Origin of the sequence: Muricoccus harenae, assembly GCF_009848505.1 — a bacterium.
Lineage (GTDB): Bacteria > Pseudomonadota > Alphaproteobacteria > Acetobacterales > Acetobacteraceae > Roseomonas > Roseomonas harenae.
The window spans coordinates 84,702-102,298 of record NZ_WWDL01000005.1 but is presented as its reverse complement, the minus strand read 5'-3'; the positions used below and the strand labels follow the sequence as shown (position 1 = coordinate 102,298).

Genomic DNA, 17,597 nt, shown 5'->3' with positions numbered 1-17,597 from the left:
TTCAGGCCGCGCCCGGCAGGCTGCGATAAGGCAGCGGCGCGAAGCGCGTGGCGTGCCAGCGGACATCCCGCCACACGCCGCCGGTGACATAGGGGTCGGTGGACCACCAGGCCTGCGCGGCCTCGACCGTCGGATGGGCGGTGACGGCGACGGAGCCCGTCATGCGGCCCTCCGCATCAAGGATGGCGCCGCCCAGGGCCAGCGTGCCGTCCTCGGCGGCCGGGCGGACCCGGGCGAGATGCGCGTCGCGCACCGCAAGGCGTCGCGCGGGCGCCTCGGCGTCCGTGCCATCATAGGCCACGGCGATGCTGTGGGTGGGCAGCGCGGGCGCGGGGCCGTCCGGGAAGGGACGATAGGGCAGCGGAGCCACGCGGAACCGGTGGACCGCATGGCTCTCCCAGATACCCTCCCGCCGGAAGGGCTCCGCATCGAGATAGCGGGCGAGCGCCTCGGTTTGCACCAACATCAGCGACCCGCGGTTCTGCCCCGCCGCATCCATCAACGGCACGCCCAGGATCAGCTCCCCCGCTTCCGCCATTCGGCGGAGCAGGTCGATATGGGCGGGACGGACCGCCCCGATCCGCTCGCCGGCATCCGCCGCCCCCCGCGCCAGCACCAGGCTGCATTCCGTCATCGCCGGTCCTCCCTGGCTGAGAGGCTGGCGCGACGGAAGGCGCCCGGCAAGCCGGACTACTTGTTGGTGCGGCCCATCTTTCCGGCGCCGATGCCGCCCTGCGGGCTGGTGTCGTTCGCCACGTCGCCTTCGTCGGTGTTGTCGGCCTGGAGCACCGCAGGGTCGGTGCCGCGGCCGAAGACGCCCTTGGAGGAGTTGATGCCGGGGTTGCGCTCGTCATCGGAGGGCGGGCGCGGGATGCCGTCGCCCAGCCCTTCCTCGTTGGGGCCGCCCTTGGGGTGCTTCGAAGAGGTCATGCCTGCCTCCCATTCCTGCCGTTGGAACGGGAGTAACGGCTGGCGGCCCCCTGGGCTTCAGGTCGCGCAGCCCATCAGTACATGTGCTGGCCGCCATTGATGGAGAGGGTGGAGCCGGTGATGAAGTCGGCGTCATCGGCGGTGAGGAAGGCGACGCCCCGGGCGATGTCGTCCGCCGTGCCAAGGCGGCCGCGCGGGATGCGGGCGATGATCTTCTCCAGCACATCGGCGGGGACCGCGCGGACCATCTCCGTGTCCACATAGCCTGGCGCGATGGCATTCACCGTGACGCTGAAGCGCGCGCCCTCCTGGGCAAGGGCCTTGGTGAAGCCGTGGATGCCCGACTTGGCGGCGGCGTAGTTCACCTGGCCATACTGCCCGGCCTGGCCGTTGATCGAGCCGATATTGACGATGCGGCCGAACTTGCGGCCCGTCATGCCGTCCCAGACCAGCTTGCAGAGGTTGAAGCAGGAGCCGAGGTTGGTATCGATCACCTCGTCCCACTGGTTGCGGTCCATGCGCTTCATGGTGTTGTCGCGGGTGATGCCGGCGTTGTTCACCAGCACCTCGATGGGGCCGACCTCGGCCTCGATCCGCTTCAGCGCGGCCTCGCAGGCCGCGAAGTCCGACACGTCGAACTTGTAGGTCGGAATGCCCGTTCGTTCGGTGAAGGCCTTGGCGGCCGCGTCATTGCCTGCATAGGAGGCAACGACCCTGCGGCCGGCCTTCTGCAGGTGCTCGCTGATCGCCGCGCCGATGCCGCGCTGGCCACCGGTGACGAGTGCAATTCGTGCCATACGAAGGCCCTTTCCCAGGCGTTTTGGTCTCCCGCTTCCAAGCTGACGTGCGGCCGGGAGGGCATCAAGGGCGGCGATGCAAGATTGCACCGCACAACGCGATTTAGTGGGGCGGGGACAACGAGTTCTGGCATTTCGGCCTCGTGCGGGTGTAGGACGCCGCCGCCCCGCCCTGCCCGTTCCATCCTGCCCCGCGCTGGTCAGCCTGACCCGAGGATCTTTCGCCATGGATACCCCGATCGCCGCCGTCCTCTGGCCCGACCATGCCCGCCGTGACATGGCTGCGCTGATGCGGCTGATGGCGCATCTGGAGCGCTGCTGCCTTGAGATCGGGGCCGAGGATGCGGCGGGGCACCTGGCCCAGGCGGCGGCTTCCCTGGCGCTGAACGGCGCGCAGCGGCGCATGGCGGCCTGACGGCCCTCCTTCCGACCCCGCCATCCGCTTGGCGCCTGAGGTCGTAACCCCAGGCGACTAACCGGCCGCCCGCACGGCGAAGAGACCCCGCCTACGGCGCCACAGTCGACACCCTGCCTTCCAACAAACCCATCGCGGGGTCCGGGGTGGCCGCTGCCACCCCGGTGGGGTCAGGGGCAAAGCGCCTGGTCAGGCCGCCCGCTTCTGCCGCGCCAGCCCCAGCCTCTCCCACACCGCCGAAAGCGCCCCCACCAGATGGGCGATGGCCGCGTCGTCATGCAGCGGCGTCGGCGTGATGCGCAGGCGTTCGGTGCCGCGCGGCACAGTGGGGAAGTTGATCGGCTGGATGTAGATGCCGTGTTCTTCCAGCAGCATCTCGCTCGCTTGGCGGCAGAGGCTGGCATCGCCCACCATCACCGGCACGATGTGGCTGGGGTTGTCCATCACCGGCAGCCCCGCGGCGCGCAGGGCCGCGCGGGTGGCGCGGGCGCGTTCCTGATGGGCGGTGCGCTCCGCGTCCGAGGCGCGGAGGTGGCGGATGCTGGCCAGGGCGCCGGCCGCCACCGCCGGGGTGAGGGTGGTGGAGAAGATGAAGCCCGGCGCGAAGGAGCGGATGGCGTCGATCAGGGTGCGGCTACCGGCCACATAGCCGCCATGGACGCCGAAGGCCTTGCCCAGCGTGCCCTCGACCACGTCGATCCCCACGCCGTCCCGTGCGGCCACGCCGGCGCCGCCGGGGCCGTAAAGGCCGACGGCATGCACCTCGTCGATATAGGTCATGGCGTTATGCGCGCGGGCGAGCTCGGCGATCTCGCGGATTGGCGCGATGTCGCCATCCATCGAATAGACGGATTCAAAGGCGACGATCTTCGGCGCCTCGGGCGGCAGCTCCGCGAGCAGCTCGGCCAGATGCGCCACGTCGTTGTGCCGGAAGATGCGCTTCGGCCCGCGCCCGTTGCGGATGCCGGCGATCATCGAGGCGTGGTTGTCGGCATCCGAGAGGATGGTGGCGCCGAGCAGGGTGGCGAGGGTGGAAAGGGCGGCCTCGTTCGCGGCGAAGCCGGAGGTGAAGACGAGGGCGGCTTCCTTGCCATGCAGCGAGGCCAGCTCGGCCTCCAGCGCCACATGGTGCCGGCCGGTGCCGGAGATGTTGCGCGTGCCGCCTGCGCCGGCGCCGTCCTCGCGGATGGCGGCGATCATGGCATCCTGCACCGCTGGGTGCTGGCCCATGCCGAGATAGTCGTTGCTGCACCACACCGTCACCGGGCGCCCGTCGGCGCGCAGGGCAGCCGGGAAGGCGCCGGCCTGTCGGTGCAGCGTCAGGAAGTGGCGGTAGCGGCCCTCGGCGCGGAGCGCGTCCAGATGGGCGGCGAGGAGGGCATCATAATCGGGCATGGCGGCGGGCATATGCAGTTCCGCGGCTGGGGTTAGGCCCGTGGCGGCGGGGAATCAACCGCCGCCCTGCCATGCGCAATCCCGGAACCGGCATGATTCCGGGATTGCATGGCCGGCTACGGGATCAGGCGGCTTCCACGCACATGGCAACACCCATGCCGCCGCCGATGCAAAGGGTGGCGAGGCCCTTCTTCGCGCCCTGGCGCTTCATCTGGAACAGAAGCGTGGTCAGCACGCGGGCGCCCGAGGCGCCGATCGGGTGGCCAAGGGCGATCGCGCCGCCATTGACGTTCACCTTGGCCGGGTCCCAGCCCAGGTCCTTGTTCACCGCGCAGGCCTGGGCGGCGAAGGCCTCGTTGGCCTCGATCAGGTCGAGGTCGTCCACGCTCCAGCCCGCCTTCTGCAGCGCCTTGCGCGAAGCGGGGATGGGACCGGTGCCCATGATGGAGGGGTCCACGCCCGCGGTCGCCCAGGAGACGATGCGCGCCAGCGGGGTGACGCCGCGCTTCGCCGCATCGGCCCCGCGCATCACCAGGATGGCGGCCGCGCCGTCATTGATGCCGCTGGCATTGCCGGCGGTGACGGAACCCTCTTTGGAAAAGGCGGGGCGAAGCTTCTGAAGGATTTCCAGCGTCGTCTCGGGCTTCGGGTACTCGTCGTTCTCGACCACCGTGTCGCCCTTGCGGCCCTTCACGGTGACCGGGACGATCTCGTCCCGGAAGCGGCCGGCCTTCATGGCCTCGCCCGCCTTGCGCTGGGAGGCGGCGGCGAACTCGTCCTGCTGCTCGCGGGTGATCTGGAACTTCTGGGCCACGTTCTCGGCCGTGCTGCCCATGTGGTAGCCGTGGAAGGCATCCCACAGCCCGTCCTTGATCATAGTATCGATCATGGCGAGGTCGCCCATCTTCTGCCCGGCGCGGAGCTGCGCGGCATGAGGCGCCTGGGTCATGCTCTCCTGGCCGCCCGCGAGGACGATGGAGGCGTCGCCGGTGGCGATCTGCTGAGCGGCGAGGGCGACGGAGCGCAGGCCAGAGCCGCAGAGCTGGTTGATGCCGAAGGCGGTGCGCTCGACCGGGATGCCGGCCAGGACGGCGGCCTGGCGGGCGGGATTCTGGCCGGCGGCGGCGGTGAGGATCTGGCCGAGGATGACCTCGTCCACCTCATCGGCCGAGACGCCGGCGCGTTCGAGCGCCGCCTTGATGGCGATGGCGCCGAGTTGATGCGCCGGCAGGGTGGAGAAGGCCCCGTTGAAGCTCCCGACAGGGGTCCGGGCGGCGGAGGCGATGACGATGTCGTCCATGGCAGGCGGTCCTCATGTTCCCCTGGAGGGGCGTTTTGATTGGGGCGATGCTGCGCGCGGGGCCCCTGCTGCGCAATCCCGTCTCCATACGCGGCGCAGCATTCCGCCGGCTTGGAACCCGCGACCCAGCCTAGTTGGGGTAGGGCAGGGCCCGGAGCCAGTCCCGCAACGGCCGCCACAGCACGGCCTCGGCCTTGAGCCCGGCCGCCATGCCGATATGGCCGGCGGGAACGTCCAGCACCGTCGCGTTCTGCAAGCGGACGGCCAGGGCGCGGGCGCTTTCGGGCGGCACGATGCGATCGCCGCGCGGAATGGCCAGGAAGGCCGGGCCACGCCAGGCGGCGGGCTCCACCGCGGCTCCGGCCACCTGCCACCGGCCCCGCATAGGAGTGTTGGCGCCATACCAGCCGGCCATGCATTCTCGGGCGACCTGGGCCGCCAGGGGAATGCCGTCGTTGAGCCAATCCTCCAGCGCCACGAAATGCGCGGCGCGGGCGGAGGAGGGGTCCAGCTTGCCGAAGGCGCGGAACTTCCGGGCGATGCCGAAGGGGTCGATGCCGGCGAAGAGGAGCTGGAGCAGGTCCACGGGCAGGGTGCCGGTGGCGGCCAGCAGCAGCTCGATGCTGGGGAGGAGGGCAGCCGCCGAGCGGGCGCGGGCCTCCGCCTCGGGCCCGCCCGCGTGGAAGTCCCAGGGCGTTGCGAGCAGAACCAGGGCGCCGACCCGGTCCGGGCGGCGAAGCGCGGCGGCCAGGGTCAGCAGCCCGCCCATGCAATAGCCGACCAGCGTGACGGGGCCGCCGCTGGCCTCGGCAGCGGCCGCGATGGCGCGTTCAAGCCGCCCCGCGATGTAGTCCGTGAGGGAGAAGCCGCGCTCCGCGGCACCGGGGGCGCCCCAGTCCAGCAGGAAGGTGCGGACCCCCTGCCCCGCCATCCAGCGGAGCATGGAATGCTCCGGCATCAGGTCCAGCACCGTGGCGCGATTGACCAGGGAGGGGACGAAAAGGGCGGCGGGGCCAGTGCAGCCATGATCGTCGCCATGGTCGCCGCCATAGTCCAGGATACGCGCCGGGCCCTCGGACCAGATCCGGGGTGGGTCGGGCAGGACACGGCGCCAGGGATGGTCCCGATAGGCGACGATGCCGCGCAGCATGGCCGCATCCTCCCGCTGCAACTGGCGGAGGACGGCGGCGCGCAGCCGCTCCAGATCAGCGGCGGCGGGGCTTCGCAGGATCCTTTCGTGTTCCGCTCTGGCCCGCGGCGAGTTCGGCGCGAAGCCCGGCCAGCTCCCGCTCCACGGCGTCGAGCCGCTGGAGGAGGGGATCGAGGCCGTTGCCAGCCAGGCCCGGCTCAGGGCCAGGGACAGATGCGCCGATAGAGGGCGCGGGCCGCGCCGCTGGGTCATGCGGGGGCTCCGGCGAGGGCGCGACAGGATGCGGCGCGGTCGCGGGCGGCCAGGGCATGGGGGGCCAGTTGAACGGGGCGGCAGGCGGCCAACCAGGCGAAGGCGCGGCGGCCCAACCCGCCCCGGGCGCTGCGGTGGGCGGCCAAGGTGAGGCTGGCCAGCCCGACACCGGCCAGGACGGGCCGGCCCAGTTGCGCGCCCAGGCGGCCAGGTTGGCGGGCCAGGCGCCCCAGGCGGCGGTGAGTTCCGGATCGGCGCCCATCGCGGCCAACTCCCCCTGCCAGAGGGCGATCCAGTCCGAGGCCAGGCGTGCCAGATCCGGCGTGTCCTCGCCTTCCGTTCCTGTGCTGTTCGATGAGCTCATGCATTCCCCGGCTGGTATCCCGAACCCGCGGCCCGCGTCAGGCGGACGAAACTCCACGACAGGCTGGCGGCGGAGCTTCGCCCGCCTTCGAAAGGCGCACCCCCGGCATCCGCGCAGACGGGCGGTCCCGGGTGCGCCACGGATGCCGCCCCTTGGCGGCAGGAGCACGGCCAAACGGCGCAGCCAAGGCCCCGCTCCCACGCAACCGGCGGGAGGGCGGCTCCGTGCCATTGTGCGAAGCGGCTTCCGCAGCGCGGCATGGCAGGGTTAGCATCTGTTCCCGGTCCGGGATCAAGGCGATACCCGCCTCCGCGTGCAACAGCGACCGTGGGAGGAAGAGAGATGATGATCGAGCCTATCACGCCGCAGGACCCAGCGTCCGAGACGCCGTCACGGCCTTCCGTGGTTGTGAAGAAATACGCAAATCGCCGGCTCTACAACACCGAGACCTCCTCCTATGTCACGCTGGAGGATCTGGCGGCGATGGTGCGCCAGGGACGGGACTTCACCGTTTCCGATGCCAAGTCGGGCGAGGACATCACCCGCTCCGTCCTGACGCAGATCATCGTCGAGGAGGAGAGCAAGGGGCAGAACCTGCTGCCGATCCCCTTCCTGCGTCAGTTGATCGGCCTTTATGGGGACAGCCTGCAATCCGTCGTCCCGCGTTACCTGGAAGCCACGATGGGCACCTTCGCCCGCCAGCAGGACGGCATGCGCCGTGCAGCACAGGAGGCGATGGGCTCCGCCAGCGGCGTGTTCAACGCCTTCGCGCCCTTCGAAGAGATGGGCAAGCAGAACCTCGCCATGCTCGAACGGGCGATGAGCCTGTTCTCCCCCTTCCCGGCCCGCGCGGGCGGGGCCACGGCGCCGAACCAGCCGGTGGACGAGGTGGAAGCGATGCGCGAGGAGCTGGCGGCGCTGCGGGAAGAGGTGGCGGTGCTGCGGCGGAACGAGAAGCCGGGGTGACCGCTGGCCGGGAGGCGCCGCCTCCCGGACCCTCCGCCGGGGTGGCGGCGGCCACCCCGGACCCCGCGATCTGATTTGGCCGTGCGCCGAGGGTCCATGACCTGCGGCGCAATCTCGCCCGTTGCCTTCCGCGAAAAACAGATCGCGGGGTCCGGAGGCAGAGCCTCCGGAGCCCCCGCGCGTCAGCCCCAATCCGGCCGCGGCCGCTCGATGGCGAGGTCCAGCCCCCGGTCCGCCGGATCGAGCGCCGGCTCCAGCCTGTCCAGCGCCGCCTCGAAGCTGGCCCGCAGCGCGGCCTTCTGCCCGTCCGGCAGCCAGCACGCCTCCACCCCCGCGAGGCTGAGCTTGCGGGCCTCGGCCACGCCCCAGCCCGTGTGGTTGAACACCTGCCGCCAGGAATGGCCAATGGTGGTGGCGAACATGGTCGGGTCGTCGGTGCCGAGCACGATGTTCAGCCCGGCCTCAAACATACGCTGGATGCGCTCGATCCGCGGGATGCGGTTCGGCACGATCGAGGACCAGCAGGCCATAGTGAAGGGCGTGCCCTCCCGCGCCGTGCGGGCCACGATCGCGGGGTCGGCCAGCATGTTGTAGCCATGGTCCAGCCGGTCGCAGCCCAGCGCGTCCCGGCAATGGGTGACATGGGTGGGCGGGCCCTCGAAAAGGGTCTGGTTGTCCTCGCAGACATGGGCGGTGCGGCGCAGCCCCATGCGGGCGGCCCGGCGCCAGGCTTCCACCCAGACCAGGGGCGGGCCCGCGCGCTCGGCGCCATCCAGCCCGATGCCGACCACGCGCGGATGCGGATGGGCCTGCACCCAGTCCAGCATCTGCAGGGATTCGCTGGGCAGGCACACGCTGCGGTCGATGCAGGCGATCATCAGCGAGGAGACGCCGAATTCCCGCTCCGCCTGCTCCAGCCCGGCGGCGAGACCTTCCACGATCAGCGGATAGGTCGCGCCATTGGGCGTGTAGTAATGCGGGTTGAAGAAGATCTCGACATGCCGCGCATTGCCGTGGCGGTGCATGTCCTCGATGCACTCATAGGCGACGCGCTCGAAATCCTCCCGCCGCTTCACGGCGAGCGCGCCAAGGCGCAGCACCTCCAGGAAGCCGTAGAAATCCTGCCATTGGTAGAGCGTCTCCGCTGGGCGCGGCAGGCGCACGCCATTGGCGGTGGCGATCTCGGTCAGCGTCGTCGCGCGCATGGCGCCGGCGATATGGCAATGCAGCTCGACCTTGGGGACAAGGTCGAGCCAGTCGGAAAACGAAAGCATCAGCGGCCCCGCCGGATGTTCCAGAGGAACATGGCCGGGCCGGTGGGCACCTCCGACAGATCCGCGCGCCAGGCGGAAGCCGCCACGAACTGGCCCAGCGGCATGTAGAAGGCCTGCTCCGCCACGCGGCGGTGGATCGTCTCGGCGATGGTCTTGCGCTCGGCCTCGCTGCCGGCGGCGGCGAAGGCGGCGCGGCCCGCCTGCACCTCATCGTCCTTCGGCCAGCCGGCGAAGCCCGCGGGGGCGCCGGCGGCCTCCACATAGGCGTTCTGCAGTGGGGTCTGCATGTCCGGCACCGTGTTGGTGGAGTGGAACATGTTCCATCCCTCCTGCCGCGCGCGGCGGCCGAAGAAGGTGTTCAGGTCCATGCTCTGCAGGTCGACATTGAAGCCGAGCTTCGTCAGCAGGTCCTGGGAGACGAGGCCCAGCGAGGCGATGCCCGGGGCGTCGGCGGCATGGATGATGACCACCGGCTTGGAGAGATCCACCCCGCTCTCGCGCAGCAGCCGCTTCGCGCCTTCCAGGTCCGGCTTCAGCGGCATGCCGGCCGTGGTCTCATAGGGCGTGCCGCAGCCATACATGGAGCGGCACTCGCGCGCGTATTGGGCGCGGCCGGCGACGCCGGGCAGGTAGTCCGCTTGGTCCACCGCCATCATCACGGCGCGGCGTACCCGCACGTCGTCGAAGGGCGGCAGCAGGTGGTTGAAGCGCATGATGCCCTGGTAGCCATAGGAGGACACCACCTGCACCTTCACCTCCCGGTTGCGCTCCAGGATCGGCAGCACATCGGCGGGCAGGCGCTCGAGGTAATCCACCTCCCCGGTGGTCAGGGCGCTGACCTGGCTGGAGACATCCGGCATGGCAATCAGCTCGACCCGCTCGAAACTCGGGCGCTTGCCGCCCGAGGCCCAGACGGAGGCCTCCGCCCGCGGCCGGTAGCCCTCATGCCGCGCCAGCACGATGCGGTCGCCCGGCCGGTACTCGGCGGCGACGAACCTGTAGGGGCCGGAGCCGACCGGCTCGGTGACCGGCCGGTTCGGCGGGGTCTCCGCCAGCCGCTTCGGCATGATCATCGGCACCATGGCGCCGGGCTTGGATAGCGCCTGGAGCACGAGGCCGAAGGGCTGCTTCAGCTTGATCCGCACCGTCTTCGCATCCGGCGCGTCGATCGCCTCGCTGGCGCGGAGCATGACGCTGCCCAGGGCATCGCGCTGCGCCCAGCGGCGGAGGCTGGCGGCGCAATCCTCGCCCGTCACCGGGCTGCCGTCATGGAAGGTCAGCCCATCGCGCAGGATGAAGCGGTATTCCATGCCGTCCGGGCTGGTCTCCCAGCGCTCGGCCATCTGCGGCACCGGCTCCCACTTGTCGTTCACCGCCAGCAGCGTGTCGAAGACGAGATAGGCGAAGTCCCGCGTCGTGAAGCTGGTGGTGAAATGCGGGTCCAGGATGGTGGTCAGCGTCTCCGGCACCACGCGCAGGGTGGCGGCGCGGGAGACGGCCTGGGCGCGGGCAAGCCCCGGCAGGAAGGCGGGAGCGGCCAGGAGGGCGGGGGCGGCGAGCAGGGAGCGGCGTTGCATGGGGCCTCTCATCAACCTTGGCGCCGGCTGGCGCAAGCAACCGCCGGTCGTAGGACCATTCCGCGGAGCGGCCCGGCAGGCTAGGTTGGGGGATGGTCGCGCTCACCTCCCCCGACTTCAAGCGCCGCGCCGCCCGTGCCCTGGCCGATCCGCGCCTGCAGACGGCGCTGAAGCGGGGCGGCTCCGGCTTCCATTCCAAGCGATCCCAGGCCGTCGCCGCCCTGCCGGAATTCGAGCGGCTGCGCGACATTGGGCGGGACATCAAGAACCACACGCTGGCGAACCTCGACCACTACCTCGAGGCTTTCGAGGCGAATGTCCTGGCGAATGGCGGGCAGGTGCACTGGTGCCGCGACGCCGCCGAGGCGCGGGCGACCGTGCTGCGCATCTGCCAGGCCGAGGGCGCGCGGACGGTCACCAAGGGCAAGTCCATGATCTCCGAGGAGATCGGGCTGAACGAGCATCTGGAGGCCAACGGGATCACGCCGGTCGAGACCGATCTCGGCGAATACATCCTGCAACTGGTGAACGAGCCGCCTTCCCACATCATCGCCCCGGCCTTTCACCTGAACCGGGAGGATTGGGAGGAACGCTTCCGCGCCGCCCATACCGACCTGCCGAAGGACCGGGTCTTCCATGACCGGCGGGACATCATGGTGGAGGCGCGCCAGGCGCTGCGCTCCCGCTTCCTGGCCGCCGATGTCGGGATCACCGGCGCCAACTTCCTGATCGCCGAGACGGGCTCCTCCGTCATCGTCACCAACGAGGGCAATGGGGACCTGACGCAGACGCTGCCGCGCGTGCACATCGCGCTGGCCAGCATCGAGAAGGTGGTGCCGACGCTGGAGGACTGCACCTCGCTGCTGCGGCTGCTGGCGCGCTCGGCCACCGGGCAGGACCTGTCGGTCTACACCACCTTCAGCACCGGCATCCGCCGTCCGGGCGACCTGGACGGGCCTGAGGCCTACCACGTGGTGCTGATCGACAACGGCCGGTCGAACATGGTCGGCACGGATTTCCACGAGATGCTGCGCTGCATCCGCTGCGCCGCCTGCATGAACCATTGCCCGGTCTACGGTGTGGCGGGCGGGCACAGCTATGGCTGGGTCTATCCGGGCCCGATGGGCGCGGTGCTGACGCCCTCCCTCGTCGGGCTCGACAAGTCCGGGCACCTGCCGAATGCCTCCACCTTCTGCGGCCGCTGCGAAAGCGTCTGTCCGGTGAAGATCCCGCTGCCGAAGATGATGCGGCATTGGCGGGAGCGGGAGTTCGAGCGCCACCTCACCCCCTCCACCATCCGAAGCGGGCTGAAGCTCTGGGCCTGGTTCGCCAGGCGCCCTGGCTGGTACCGGGCCGCGACGCGGGTCGGCATGGGCGCGCTGGCGCTGCTGGGCCGCGGCAGCGGCAAGTTCCGGCGCCTGCCGCTGGCCGGCGGATGGACCGGCGGGCGCGACCTGCCGGCGCCAGAGCCGGGCGGAACCTTCATGGCGCGCTACGCCGCGACGCAGAGGCGGCGATGAGCAGCAGCAAGGACGCCATCCTCGGCGCCATCAGGCGCGGGCTGCGGCGCGGGCCGCTGCCGGCCGACCAGCGGGCCATGCTGGACGGGCGGCTGGCCACGCATCCGCGCCATCTCATCCCCGCCCGCTCGCGTGTTTCGCGCGCCGAGCAGATCGCGCTCTTCGTAAAGAACGTCGAGAAGGAGTTCGGCACGATCGAGCGTGTGCCGGATGCCGAATCCGTCCCCGCCGCCATCGCCGATTACCTGGCCGCGCAGAACCTGGAGCCGCGCTTCGTCATGGCGCCGCATCCCGAGCTGACCGGCCTGCCCTGGGACCGGCGGCCGATGCTGCAACTCGAGGCACGGCGCGCGCGCGGCGACGATGCCGTATCCGTGCAGCATGCCTGGGCGGCGGTGGCGGAAACCGGAACCCTCCTCTTCCCCTCCGATCCCGCACGCCCGACGACGCTGAACCTGCTGCCGGAGACGGAGATCGCGGTGCTGCGCGCCACCGCCCTGGTCGGCGCCTATGAGGAAGCCTGGGACCGGCTGCGGGCCGAGCGCGGCGGCGCCGAGCCCTCGGGCGGCTTCATGCCGCGCAACATCATGTTCGTCACCGGCCCGTCGCGCTCCGCCGATATCGAGCAGACGCTGGAGCTCGGCGCGCATGGCCCGCGCCGCCTGCATGTGGTGCTGGTGGAGGACGAGCCCGCCGCGCGCACGCTGCTCTCCGAAGTCGCGGATCCCCGCCCGGAGGCGGCGCGCGAGCCCGTGGCCAGGCCCGGCGAGATCGCGAACCCGGCGGATTGAATGGCGCGCAGGCCCCGCATCGTCTCGCCTTCGGAGCGGGCGCTCTGGCATGCCTATCTTTCGCTGAACGCGGTGGAGGCGCTGCCGGGCCGCGATGCGCCGCCGCCACCCGCGCCCCCCCCCGCGCCGGAGCCGGCGCCGCCCCCCGCCGTGGTCCCCGCGCCCCCGGTGCGCCGGGCCGGGCCAGTGCCACCCGTGGCCGTGGGCCAGCCCGGGGCCGGGCTGGACGAGCGGCGCTGGCGCGACCTGCGGCGCGGCAAGACGCGGCCGGAACGCACGCTGGACCTGCATGGCCGCCGCGCCGAGGAGGCGCATGGGGCGACCATCGCCTTCCTGCGCAACGCCCATGCCGATGGCGTGCGCTGCGTGGCGATCGTCACCGGCAAGGGCGGCGGCGAGGGCGGCATCCTGCGGCGCGAGTTGCCGCACTGGCTGAACCTGCCTTCCGTCCGCCCCCTCATCCTCGGCGCCGCCCACCCGCACCGCGCCAACACCGGCGCCGTCCACCTCCTCCTCCGCCGCCGCAAAACCTGAACGCCCCCCTCAAACTCACAAAAGTAGAAGGGGGTCCGGGGGGATACCTCCCCCCGGCCTTGCTTCCCTTGTTTGCGTGCTAAACCCCTCCTCCCCGCTCAGAGGAGACCCGCCATGGACCCCGTCGTCGTCGCCGTGGCCATCACCGGATCCGTGCCGCGCAAGAAGGACAACCCCGCGGTACCCGTCACCCCCGCCGAGCAGGTCGAGTCCACCCATGAGGCCTATGAGGCCGGGGCGTCCCTCGTGCACATCCATGTCCGCAACCCGGATGAATCCTCCTCCTCCGACCCGGGGCTCTTCGCGCAGGTGCAGGAGGGCGTGCGCAAGCACTGCCCCGGCATGATCATTCAGTTCTCCACCGGCGGGCGCGGGCGCGATCCCTCGGCACGAGGCTCCTCGCTGCCGCTGCGGCCGGACATGGCCTCGCTCTCCACCGGCTCGGTGAACTTCCCCAGCATCGTCTACGAGAACCCGACCTCGCTGGTGGAGGAGCTGGCGGAGGGCATGCGGGACAATGGGGTGCTGCCGGAGATCGAGATCTTCGACCTGTCGCATCTGCATGGCGCGAAGCGCCTGCTGGATGCGGGCCGGATGAACGCGCGCCCGCATGTGCAGTTCGTCATGGGCGTGAAGAACGCCATGCCCGCCGAGGAGCACCTGCTGGACCTGATGCTGGGCGAGCTGCGCCGCGTGCTGCCGGAGGCGACATGGACCGCCGCCGGCATCGGCGTGAACCAGGCGCGGGTGATGGAATGGGCGCTGGCGCGCGGGGCGCAGGGCGTGCGCACCGGGCTGGAGGACAATATCCGCGCCTCGCGGGACCGCTTGGCCTCGGGCAATGCCGAGCTGGTGCGGATGGCCGTGGAGGCCGCGGCGCGCCACGGGCGGCGCCCCGCAACGCCCGAGGAGGCGCGGCACATGCTGGGCCTCGCCGCCGCAACCCCGTGATGGCGGCGTGACGCCTTTCGGCGCGCGGCTGCGGCGCTGGCGGGCCGAGCGGGGCGTGACCTTGCGGGAGATGGCGGCGGCGATGCAGGTTTCCGCGGCCTATCTTTCGGCGCTGGAGCACGGGCGGCGCGGGGCGCCCTCGGTAGGGCTGGTGCACCAGGTCTGCGAATATCTCGGGCTGATCTGGGACGATGCGGAGGAGCTGACGCGGCTGGCGCAACTGTCCCGGCCGCGGGTGGTGCTGGACACCTCCGGCCTTTCGCCGGAGGCGACGGAGCTGGCGAACCGGCTGGCGGATTCGATCCGCAGCCTGCCGCCGGGCGTGGTGGGAGAATTGCGGGCGGTGCTGGAGAGGGGTGGGCGTGGCGGAGGAGAGTGAGGCGTATCGCGCGATCCTGGCGCGGCATGAGCGCGTGCTGGGGGAGGTGCCCTATGTGCATCTCGTGCGTGGGGCGGCGAAAGGCGCGCAACGCCTGCTGGTGACGATCGCGACGCATAACAACGGTGCGCGCTACGCGGAGCTGGAGACGGTGGAGCGCGGCTGGCAGGGCGACGTGCTGGCGTTGCGCGACCCGCTGAACAGCTACTACCTGCAGGAGGATGCAGGCGCCGCCTTCGATGCCGTGGTGGATGCCGTCTGCGCCGGATATGCGCCGGCGGATGTGGTGTTCTTCGGCGCGTCCATGGCCGGCTATGCCGCGCCGCGCTGGGCGCTGCGTCGGGATGCGAATGCCGTGGTGAGCAATCCGCAGGTGAACTTCGATGCCGCGGCCGTGCTGGGCTGGGGAGAACTGCGTGCGAACATCCTGCGCATCCCGAGGCGCGTGAACCTGGACGAGTTGGCGCATGGCGAACGCTCCTGCGCCATCGCCTGGCTGCACGGACGGCACCCAATGGATGTGGATGCGCTGCGCCCCTTCCTGGAGATGTGGCTGGTGACGCCGGGGATGTCGCTGAACCTGCAGCAGCATCCGGAGGAGACGCATCGCTACCTGATCAACGACAGCAAGCACTTCTTCGCGCTGGTCGAGGGCGTGCTGGCCGAGCGCGCGATGCGGGAGAGCACGCAGCGGCTGCGCTGAGTCCTATACCGCCCGCAGCCAGCCGCCATCGACGTCCAGGATGCTGCCCTGCACGTAGCTCGCATCCGGCCCGGCCAGGAAGGCCGCGGCGGCGGCGATTTCCTCCGGCAGCCCGAAGCGGGCGACGCCGGCATCGGCCGCCAACGCGCCGGCCGCCGCCTCGGCGTCGATCCCCCGTTCGCGCGCCAGGGTGGCGATGCGGCCGGTCAGCCTGTCGGTCCGGATGCTGCCGGGATTGATGGCATTGACCCTGACGCCGTCACGGATGCCGCGATCGGCCAGTGCCTTGGTCAGGTTGATCAGGGCGGCATTGACCGAGCCGCCGATGGTGAAATCCGCGCTGGCCAACCGCCCGCCGATGCCGGCGATCAGCACCGCTGCGCCCCCCGCCGCCGCCAGATGCGGCCAGGCGGCGCGGCAAAGCCGCATCCCGCCGAACAGCTTCAGGGCATAGCCATCCGCCCAGGCTTCGTCCGGCAGGGTGAGGAAATCGCCGCGCTGGGTGGCGCCGGCACTGTGCACCAGCAGGTCCAGCCGGCCGAATTCCGCCACGGCGGCGGCCACGGCCCGGCCGGCGCCCTCCGGCTGTGTCAGGTCGGTGGCGAAGGCCGCGGCGCCCGGCAGGGCCGCCGCCTCGGTTTCCAGCACCGCGGCGGAGCGCGCCACCAGCATCACCCGCGCCCCATCCGCCGCCAGCCGCCGCGCAATGGCCAGGCCGATCCCGCGGCTGGCGCCGCTGACCAGGGCCGTCCGGCCTTCCAGGGTTCGGTTCATTCCCGCCTTCCTGTCCAAGGGTGATGCCTCACCCGACGGTCACCGCCCCGCGGCTTCCGTGCCCAATCCCGGCTAGAACGACCCGCCCGTCTTGAAGCCGCCACCGCCGCCGCCGAAGCCGCCGCCGGTGCTGAAGCCGCCGCCCCCGAAGCTGCCACCCATATCGCCGCCATCCCAGCCACCGTCCGAGGGCACGCCCCAGGGACCGGAGGGCGCTCCCCATGGACCACCGGAAGGAACACCCCATGGCCCGCCGCCCGGGATGCGGTGCTGCTCCAGCCGGTCCCAGAAGCCGCCTCGGCTGAGCGCCCCGCCCAGCACCTGGCCCAGCAACACGCCAAGCAGCGCGCCGTCGCCGAAGTTCCAGTGCCCGCCGCCATAGCCGCGCTGCCGCATCTCCTGCCGCAGCGAAAGCAGCTGCTGCACCCGGTCCCGCGCCGCCTGCGCCTCGGCGCGGCGCTGGTTGATCTGCGGCTCCAGCGCCGCGCGCTCGGCGCCCGCATGGGCCATGCGGGACACGATGGCATCGTCCCGCGGCGTCGGGGTGCGGGCGGCGGCCTCGCGAAGGGTGCGGATGCCTTCCTGGGACAGGGCGGATTGCAGCACCGCCATGGCCTCCCGCATCGTCGCATCCTCGTCGGTGAGGGCGGCCCGGCGGTGTTCGGTCTCGCCCAGCGCTGCATGCGCCGCCTCCAGCGCATCCTCCGCGCGGTCGAGCGCGGCGCGCAGCCCGGCGAGATCCGCACCCGTGGCCTCGGTGGTGGTGCGCCGCTCATGCGCGGCCAGGGCGGCGCGCCGCTCATCCGCCGCCTGCCGCATGCGCGCCGCATGGGCGGCCAGCCGGTCCGGCAGCTCGACCAGCAGCGCATAGGCGCGCCGGGCCGGCTCATAGCGCGCCACCCGGGCCACGAAGCCATCGAGCATCCGCGTGAAGGACCCGGCGCGATAGGTCGCCGTGCCGTAGCCCCGGTTCCACAGATAGGCGAAGAGCGGATCGGCCAGATAAGGCCGCCCCTTCGTCTCGCGATCCTGCCGCGCGAAATCGGCCTTCTGCGCCGCATGCTGGGCGGTGCGGGCGGCCTCGGCGGCCAAGTCGCGCAGGCGAATCCATTCGGGGTCGGCCGCCAGCCGCTCCCGCGCCGCGGCCAGGGCCTCCACCGCCACCGCCTCGGCTTCCTGCAGCCGCCGGGCCTCGCGGTCCCGCGCCTCGGACGCCTCCTGCACGGCACGGCGGCGTTCGGCGAGCTCGGCCTCGGCCGCCTGGGCCCCGCGGGCGCGCTCCTCCAGCAGGGCGCGGGCGCGGCTGCTGGCGGCATCCAGCTTCTCCACCGCCGCCCCGCCATCCTGGCCCAGCATGTCCAGGCGCAGCCGCGCCAGCTCGCGCAGCGCCTGCGCCTCGGCCTGGCGCAGCGCATCAATCCGCCTGCCGAGCCCGTCGGCCTCCGCCTGCGTCGCCGCGGCCTCCCGCTCGGCGCGGGCGAGACGCTCGTCGAAGCTCTGCAGCAGCTGCGAACCGTTCAGCATC

General features: G+C 71.5%; 19 protein-coding genes. 8 read left to right on the top strand and 11 right to left on the bottom strand.

Annotated features, from left to right (window positions below; genetic code table 11):
• Window position 1: 1 nt before the first annotated feature.
• From GSE44_RS05895 to phbB, 3 genes are all read right to left on the bottom strand, one after another.
• Window positions 2-634, bottom strand: a complete 633-nt coding sequence (locus GSE44_RS05895) for a YciI family protein (protein WP_235924585.1) — start codon at window positions 632-634, stop codon at window positions 2-4.
• Window positions 635-690: 56 nt separating this feature from the next.
• Window positions 691-930, bottom strand: a complete 240-nt coding sequence (locus GSE44_RS05890) for a hypothetical protein (protein WP_201305947.1) — start codon at window positions 928-930, stop codon at window positions 691-693.
• A 74-nt stretch (window positions 931-1,004) separates the two neighbouring features.
• A complete protein-coding gene (phbB, locus tag GSE44_RS05885; RefSeq protein ID WP_159347865.1) occupies window positions 1,005-1,727 on the bottom strand; it encodes an acetoacetyl-CoA reductase in 723 nt (240 codons plus the stop codon).
• A 226-nt stretch (window positions 1,728-1,953) separates the two neighbouring features.
• Between phbB and GSE44_RS05880 the strand changes: the two genes are divergently transcribed.
• Window positions 1,954-2,142, top strand: coding sequence for a soj family protein (locus tag GSE44_RS05880; protein WP_159347864.1), 189 nt, complete (start codon window positions 1,954-1,956; stop codon window positions 2,140-2,142).
• Between the two features lie 189 nt (window positions 2,143-2,331).
• On the opposite strand, the gene hemA is transcribed toward GSE44_RS05880, so the two are convergent.
• The 4 genes from hemA to GSE44_RS25555 all read right to left on the bottom strand — a co-directional run bounded on the left by hemA (window position 2,332) and on the right by GSE44_RS25555 (window position 6,603).
• Window positions 2,332-3,549 carry a 5-aminolevulinate synthase gene (gene hemA, locus GSE44_RS05875; RefSeq protein WP_235924584.1) on the bottom strand — a complete coding sequence of 406 codons (1,218 nt, stop codon included), beginning with the start codon at window positions 3,547-3,549 and terminating at the stop codon, window positions 2,332-2,334.
• A gap of 112 nt (window positions 3,550-3,661) precedes the next feature.
• Complete coding sequence (locus tag GSE44_RS05870; protein WP_159347863.1) at window positions 3,662-4,837, bottom strand: acetyl-CoA C-acetyltransferase; 1,176 nt, start codon at window positions 4,835-4,837, stop codon at window positions 3,662-3,664.
• Window positions 4,838-4,967: 130 nt separating this feature from the next.
• A complete protein-coding gene (locus tag GSE44_RS05865) occupies window positions 4,968-5,987 on the bottom strand; it encodes an alpha/beta fold hydrolase (protein ID WP_235924583.1) in 1,020 nt (339 codons plus the stop codon).
• Between the two features lie 55 nt (window positions 5,988-6,042).
• Window positions 6,043-6,603 carry a hypothetical protein gene (locus GSE44_RS25555; protein ID WP_235924582.1) on the bottom strand — a complete coding sequence of 187 codons (561 nt, stop codon included), beginning with the start codon at window positions 6,601-6,603 and terminating at the stop codon, window positions 6,043-6,045.
• Window positions 6,604-6,948: 345 nt separating this feature from the next.
• Here GSE44_RS25555 and phaR point away from each other — a divergent pair, with 345 nt between their 5' ends.
• The gene (phaR, locus tag GSE44_RS05860; RefSeq protein WP_159347941.1) at window positions 6,949-7,569 is read left to right on the top strand and encodes a polyhydroxyalkanoate synthesis repressor PhaR; all 621 of its coding nucleotides are present in this window, start codon (window positions 6,949-6,951) and stop codon (window positions 7,567-7,569) included.
• A gap of 182 nt (window positions 7,570-7,751) precedes the next feature.
• On the opposite strand, the gene add is transcribed toward phaR, so the two are convergent.
• A complete protein-coding gene (gene add, locus GSE44_RS05855) occupies window positions 7,752-8,843 on the bottom strand; it encodes an adenosine deaminase (RefSeq protein ID WP_159347862.1) in 1,092 nt (363 codons plus the stop codon).
• Window positions 8,843-10,420: an ABC transporter substrate-binding protein gene (locus tag GSE44_RS05850; RefSeq protein ID WP_159347861.1), complete on the bottom strand. Its 1,578-nt coding sequence runs from the start codon at window positions 10,418-10,420 to the stop codon at window positions 8,843-8,845. The genes add and GSE44_RS05850 overlap by 1 nt, the downstream gene beginning before the upstream one ends.
• A gap of 92 nt (window positions 10,421-10,512) precedes the next feature.
• Between GSE44_RS05850 and GSE44_RS05845 the strand changes: the two genes are divergently transcribed.
• The 6 genes from GSE44_RS05845 (at window position 10,513) to GSE44_RS05820 (ending at window position 15,298) form a co-directional block, all read left to right on the top strand.
• Entirely contained in the window at window positions 10,513-11,940 is a 1,428-nt protein-coding gene (locus GSE44_RS05845) for a LutB/LldF family L-lactate oxidation iron-sulfur protein (protein ID WP_159347860.1), read from the top strand.
• Complete coding sequence (locus tag GSE44_RS05840; protein WP_235924580.1) at window positions 11,937-12,731, top strand: LutC/YkgG family protein; 795 nt, start codon at window positions 11,937-11,939, stop codon at window positions 12,729-12,731. Before GSE44_RS05845 ends, GSE44_RS05840 begins: the two co-directional genes overlap by 4 nt.
• Window positions 12,732-13,265, top strand: coding sequence for a Smr/MutS family protein (locus GSE44_RS05835; RefSeq protein WP_159347858.1), 534 nt, complete (start codon window positions 12,732-12,734; stop codon window positions 13,263-13,265). It begins immediately after the preceding gene.
• A gap of 114 nt (window positions 13,266-13,379) precedes the next feature.
• Window positions 13,380-14,216 (top strand): beta-keto acid cleavage family enzyme, encoded by an 837-nt coding sequence (locus tag GSE44_RS05830; RefSeq protein ID WP_159347857.1) that lies wholly within the window; start codon window positions 13,380-13,382, stop codon window positions 14,214-14,216.
• Between the two features lie 7 nt (window positions 14,217-14,223).
• On the top strand, window positions 14,224-14,595 hold the full coding sequence (locus GSE44_RS05825) for a helix-turn-helix domain-containing protein (RefSeq protein ID WP_159347856.1): 372 nt from the start codon (window positions 14,224-14,226) through the stop codon (window positions 14,593-14,595).
• Complete coding sequence (locus tag GSE44_RS05820; protein WP_159347855.1) at window positions 14,579-15,298, top strand: hypothetical protein; 720 nt, start codon at window positions 14,579-14,581, stop codon at window positions 15,296-15,298. Before GSE44_RS05825 ends, GSE44_RS05820 begins: the two co-directional genes overlap by 17 nt.
• A 3-nt stretch (window positions 15,299-15,301) precedes the next feature.
• Here the strand turns inward: GSE44_RS05820 and GSE44_RS05815 are convergent, their stop codons facing one another.
• Together GSE44_RS05815 and GSE44_RS05810 are read right to left on the bottom strand one after the other, a co-directional pair.
• Window positions 15,302-16,072 carry an SDR family oxidoreductase gene (locus GSE44_RS05815; RefSeq protein WP_159347854.1) on the bottom strand — a complete coding sequence of 257 codons (771 nt, stop codon included), beginning with the start codon at window positions 16,070-16,072 and terminating at the stop codon, window positions 15,302-15,304.
• A gap of 72 nt (window positions 16,073-16,144) precedes the next feature.
• The gene (locus tag GSE44_RS05810; RefSeq protein ID WP_159347853.1) at window positions 16,145-17,596 is read right to left on the bottom strand and encodes a hypothetical protein; all 1,452 of its coding nucleotides are present in this window, start codon (window positions 17,594-17,596) and stop codon (window positions 16,145-16,147) included.
• Between the last annotated feature and the right edge of the window lies 1 nt (window position 17,597).

Excerpts from the sequence above, each read along its gene's own strand:
- GSE44_RS05895 (WP_235924585.1), bottom strand. The coding sequence starts at position 634 with ATGACGGAATGCAGCCTGGTGCTGGCGCGGGGGGCGGCGGATGCCGGC.
- GSE44_RS05890 (WP_201305947.1), bottom strand. The coding sequence starts at position 930 with ATGACCTCTTCGAAGCACCCCAAGGGCGGCCCCAACGAGGAAGGGCTG.
- phbB (WP_159347865.1), bottom strand. The coding sequence starts at position 1,727 with ATGGCACGAATTGCACTCGTCACCGGTGGCCAGCGCGGCATCGGCGCG.
- GSE44_RS05880 (WP_159347864.1), top strand. The coding sequence starts at position 1,954 with ATGGATACCCCGATCGCCGCCGTCCTCTGGCCCGACCATGCCCGCCGT.
- hemA (WP_235924584.1), bottom strand. The coding sequence starts at position 3,549 with ATGCCCGCCGCCATGCCCGATTATGATGCCCTCCTCGCCGCCCATCTG.
- GSE44_RS05870 (WP_159347863.1), bottom strand. The coding sequence starts at position 4,837 with ATGGACGACATCGTCATCGCCTCCGCCGCCCGGACCCCTGTCGGGAGC.
- GSE44_RS05865 (WP_235924583.1), bottom strand. The coding sequence starts at position 5,987 with ATGCTGCGCGGCATCGTCGCCTATCGGGACCATCCCTGGCGCCGTGTC.
- GSE44_RS25555 (WP_235924582.1), bottom strand. The coding sequence starts at position 6,603 with ATGAGCTCATCGAACAGCACAGGAACGGAAGGCGAGGACACGCCGGAT.
- phaR (WP_159347941.1), top strand. The coding sequence starts at position 6,949 with ATGATCGAGCCTATCACGCCGCAGGACCCAGCGTCCGAGACGCCGTCA.
- add (WP_159347862.1), bottom strand. The coding sequence starts at position 8,843 with ATGCTTTCGTTTTCCGACTGGCTCGACCTTGTCCCCAAGGTCGAGCTG.
- GSE44_RS05850 (WP_159347861.1), bottom strand. The coding sequence starts at position 10,420 with ATGCAACGCCGCTCCCTGCTCGCCGCCCCCGCCCTCCTGGCCGCTCCC.
- GSE44_RS05845 (WP_159347860.1), top strand. The coding sequence starts at position 10,513 with ATGGTCGCGCTCACCTCCCCCGACTTCAAGCGCCGCGCCGCCCGTGCC.
- GSE44_RS05840 (WP_235924580.1), top strand. The coding sequence starts at position 11,937 with ATGAGCAGCAGCAAGGACGCCATCCTCGGCGCCATCAGGCGCGGGCTG.
- GSE44_RS05835 (WP_159347858.1), top strand. The coding sequence starts at position 12,732 with ATGGCGCGCAGGCCCCGCATCGTCTCGCCTTCGGAGCGGGCGCTCTGG.
- GSE44_RS05830 (WP_159347857.1), top strand. The coding sequence starts at position 13,380 with ATGGACCCCGTCGTCGTCGCCGTGGCCATCACCGGATCCGTGCCGCGC.
- GSE44_RS05815 (WP_159347854.1), bottom strand. The coding sequence starts at position 16,072 with ATGAACCGAACCCTGGAAGGCCGGACGGCCCTGGTCAGCGGCGCCAGC.
- GSE44_RS05810 (WP_159347853.1), bottom strand. The coding sequence starts at position 17,596 with ATGCTGAACGGTTCGCAGCTGCTGCAGAGCTTCGACGAGCGTCTCGCC.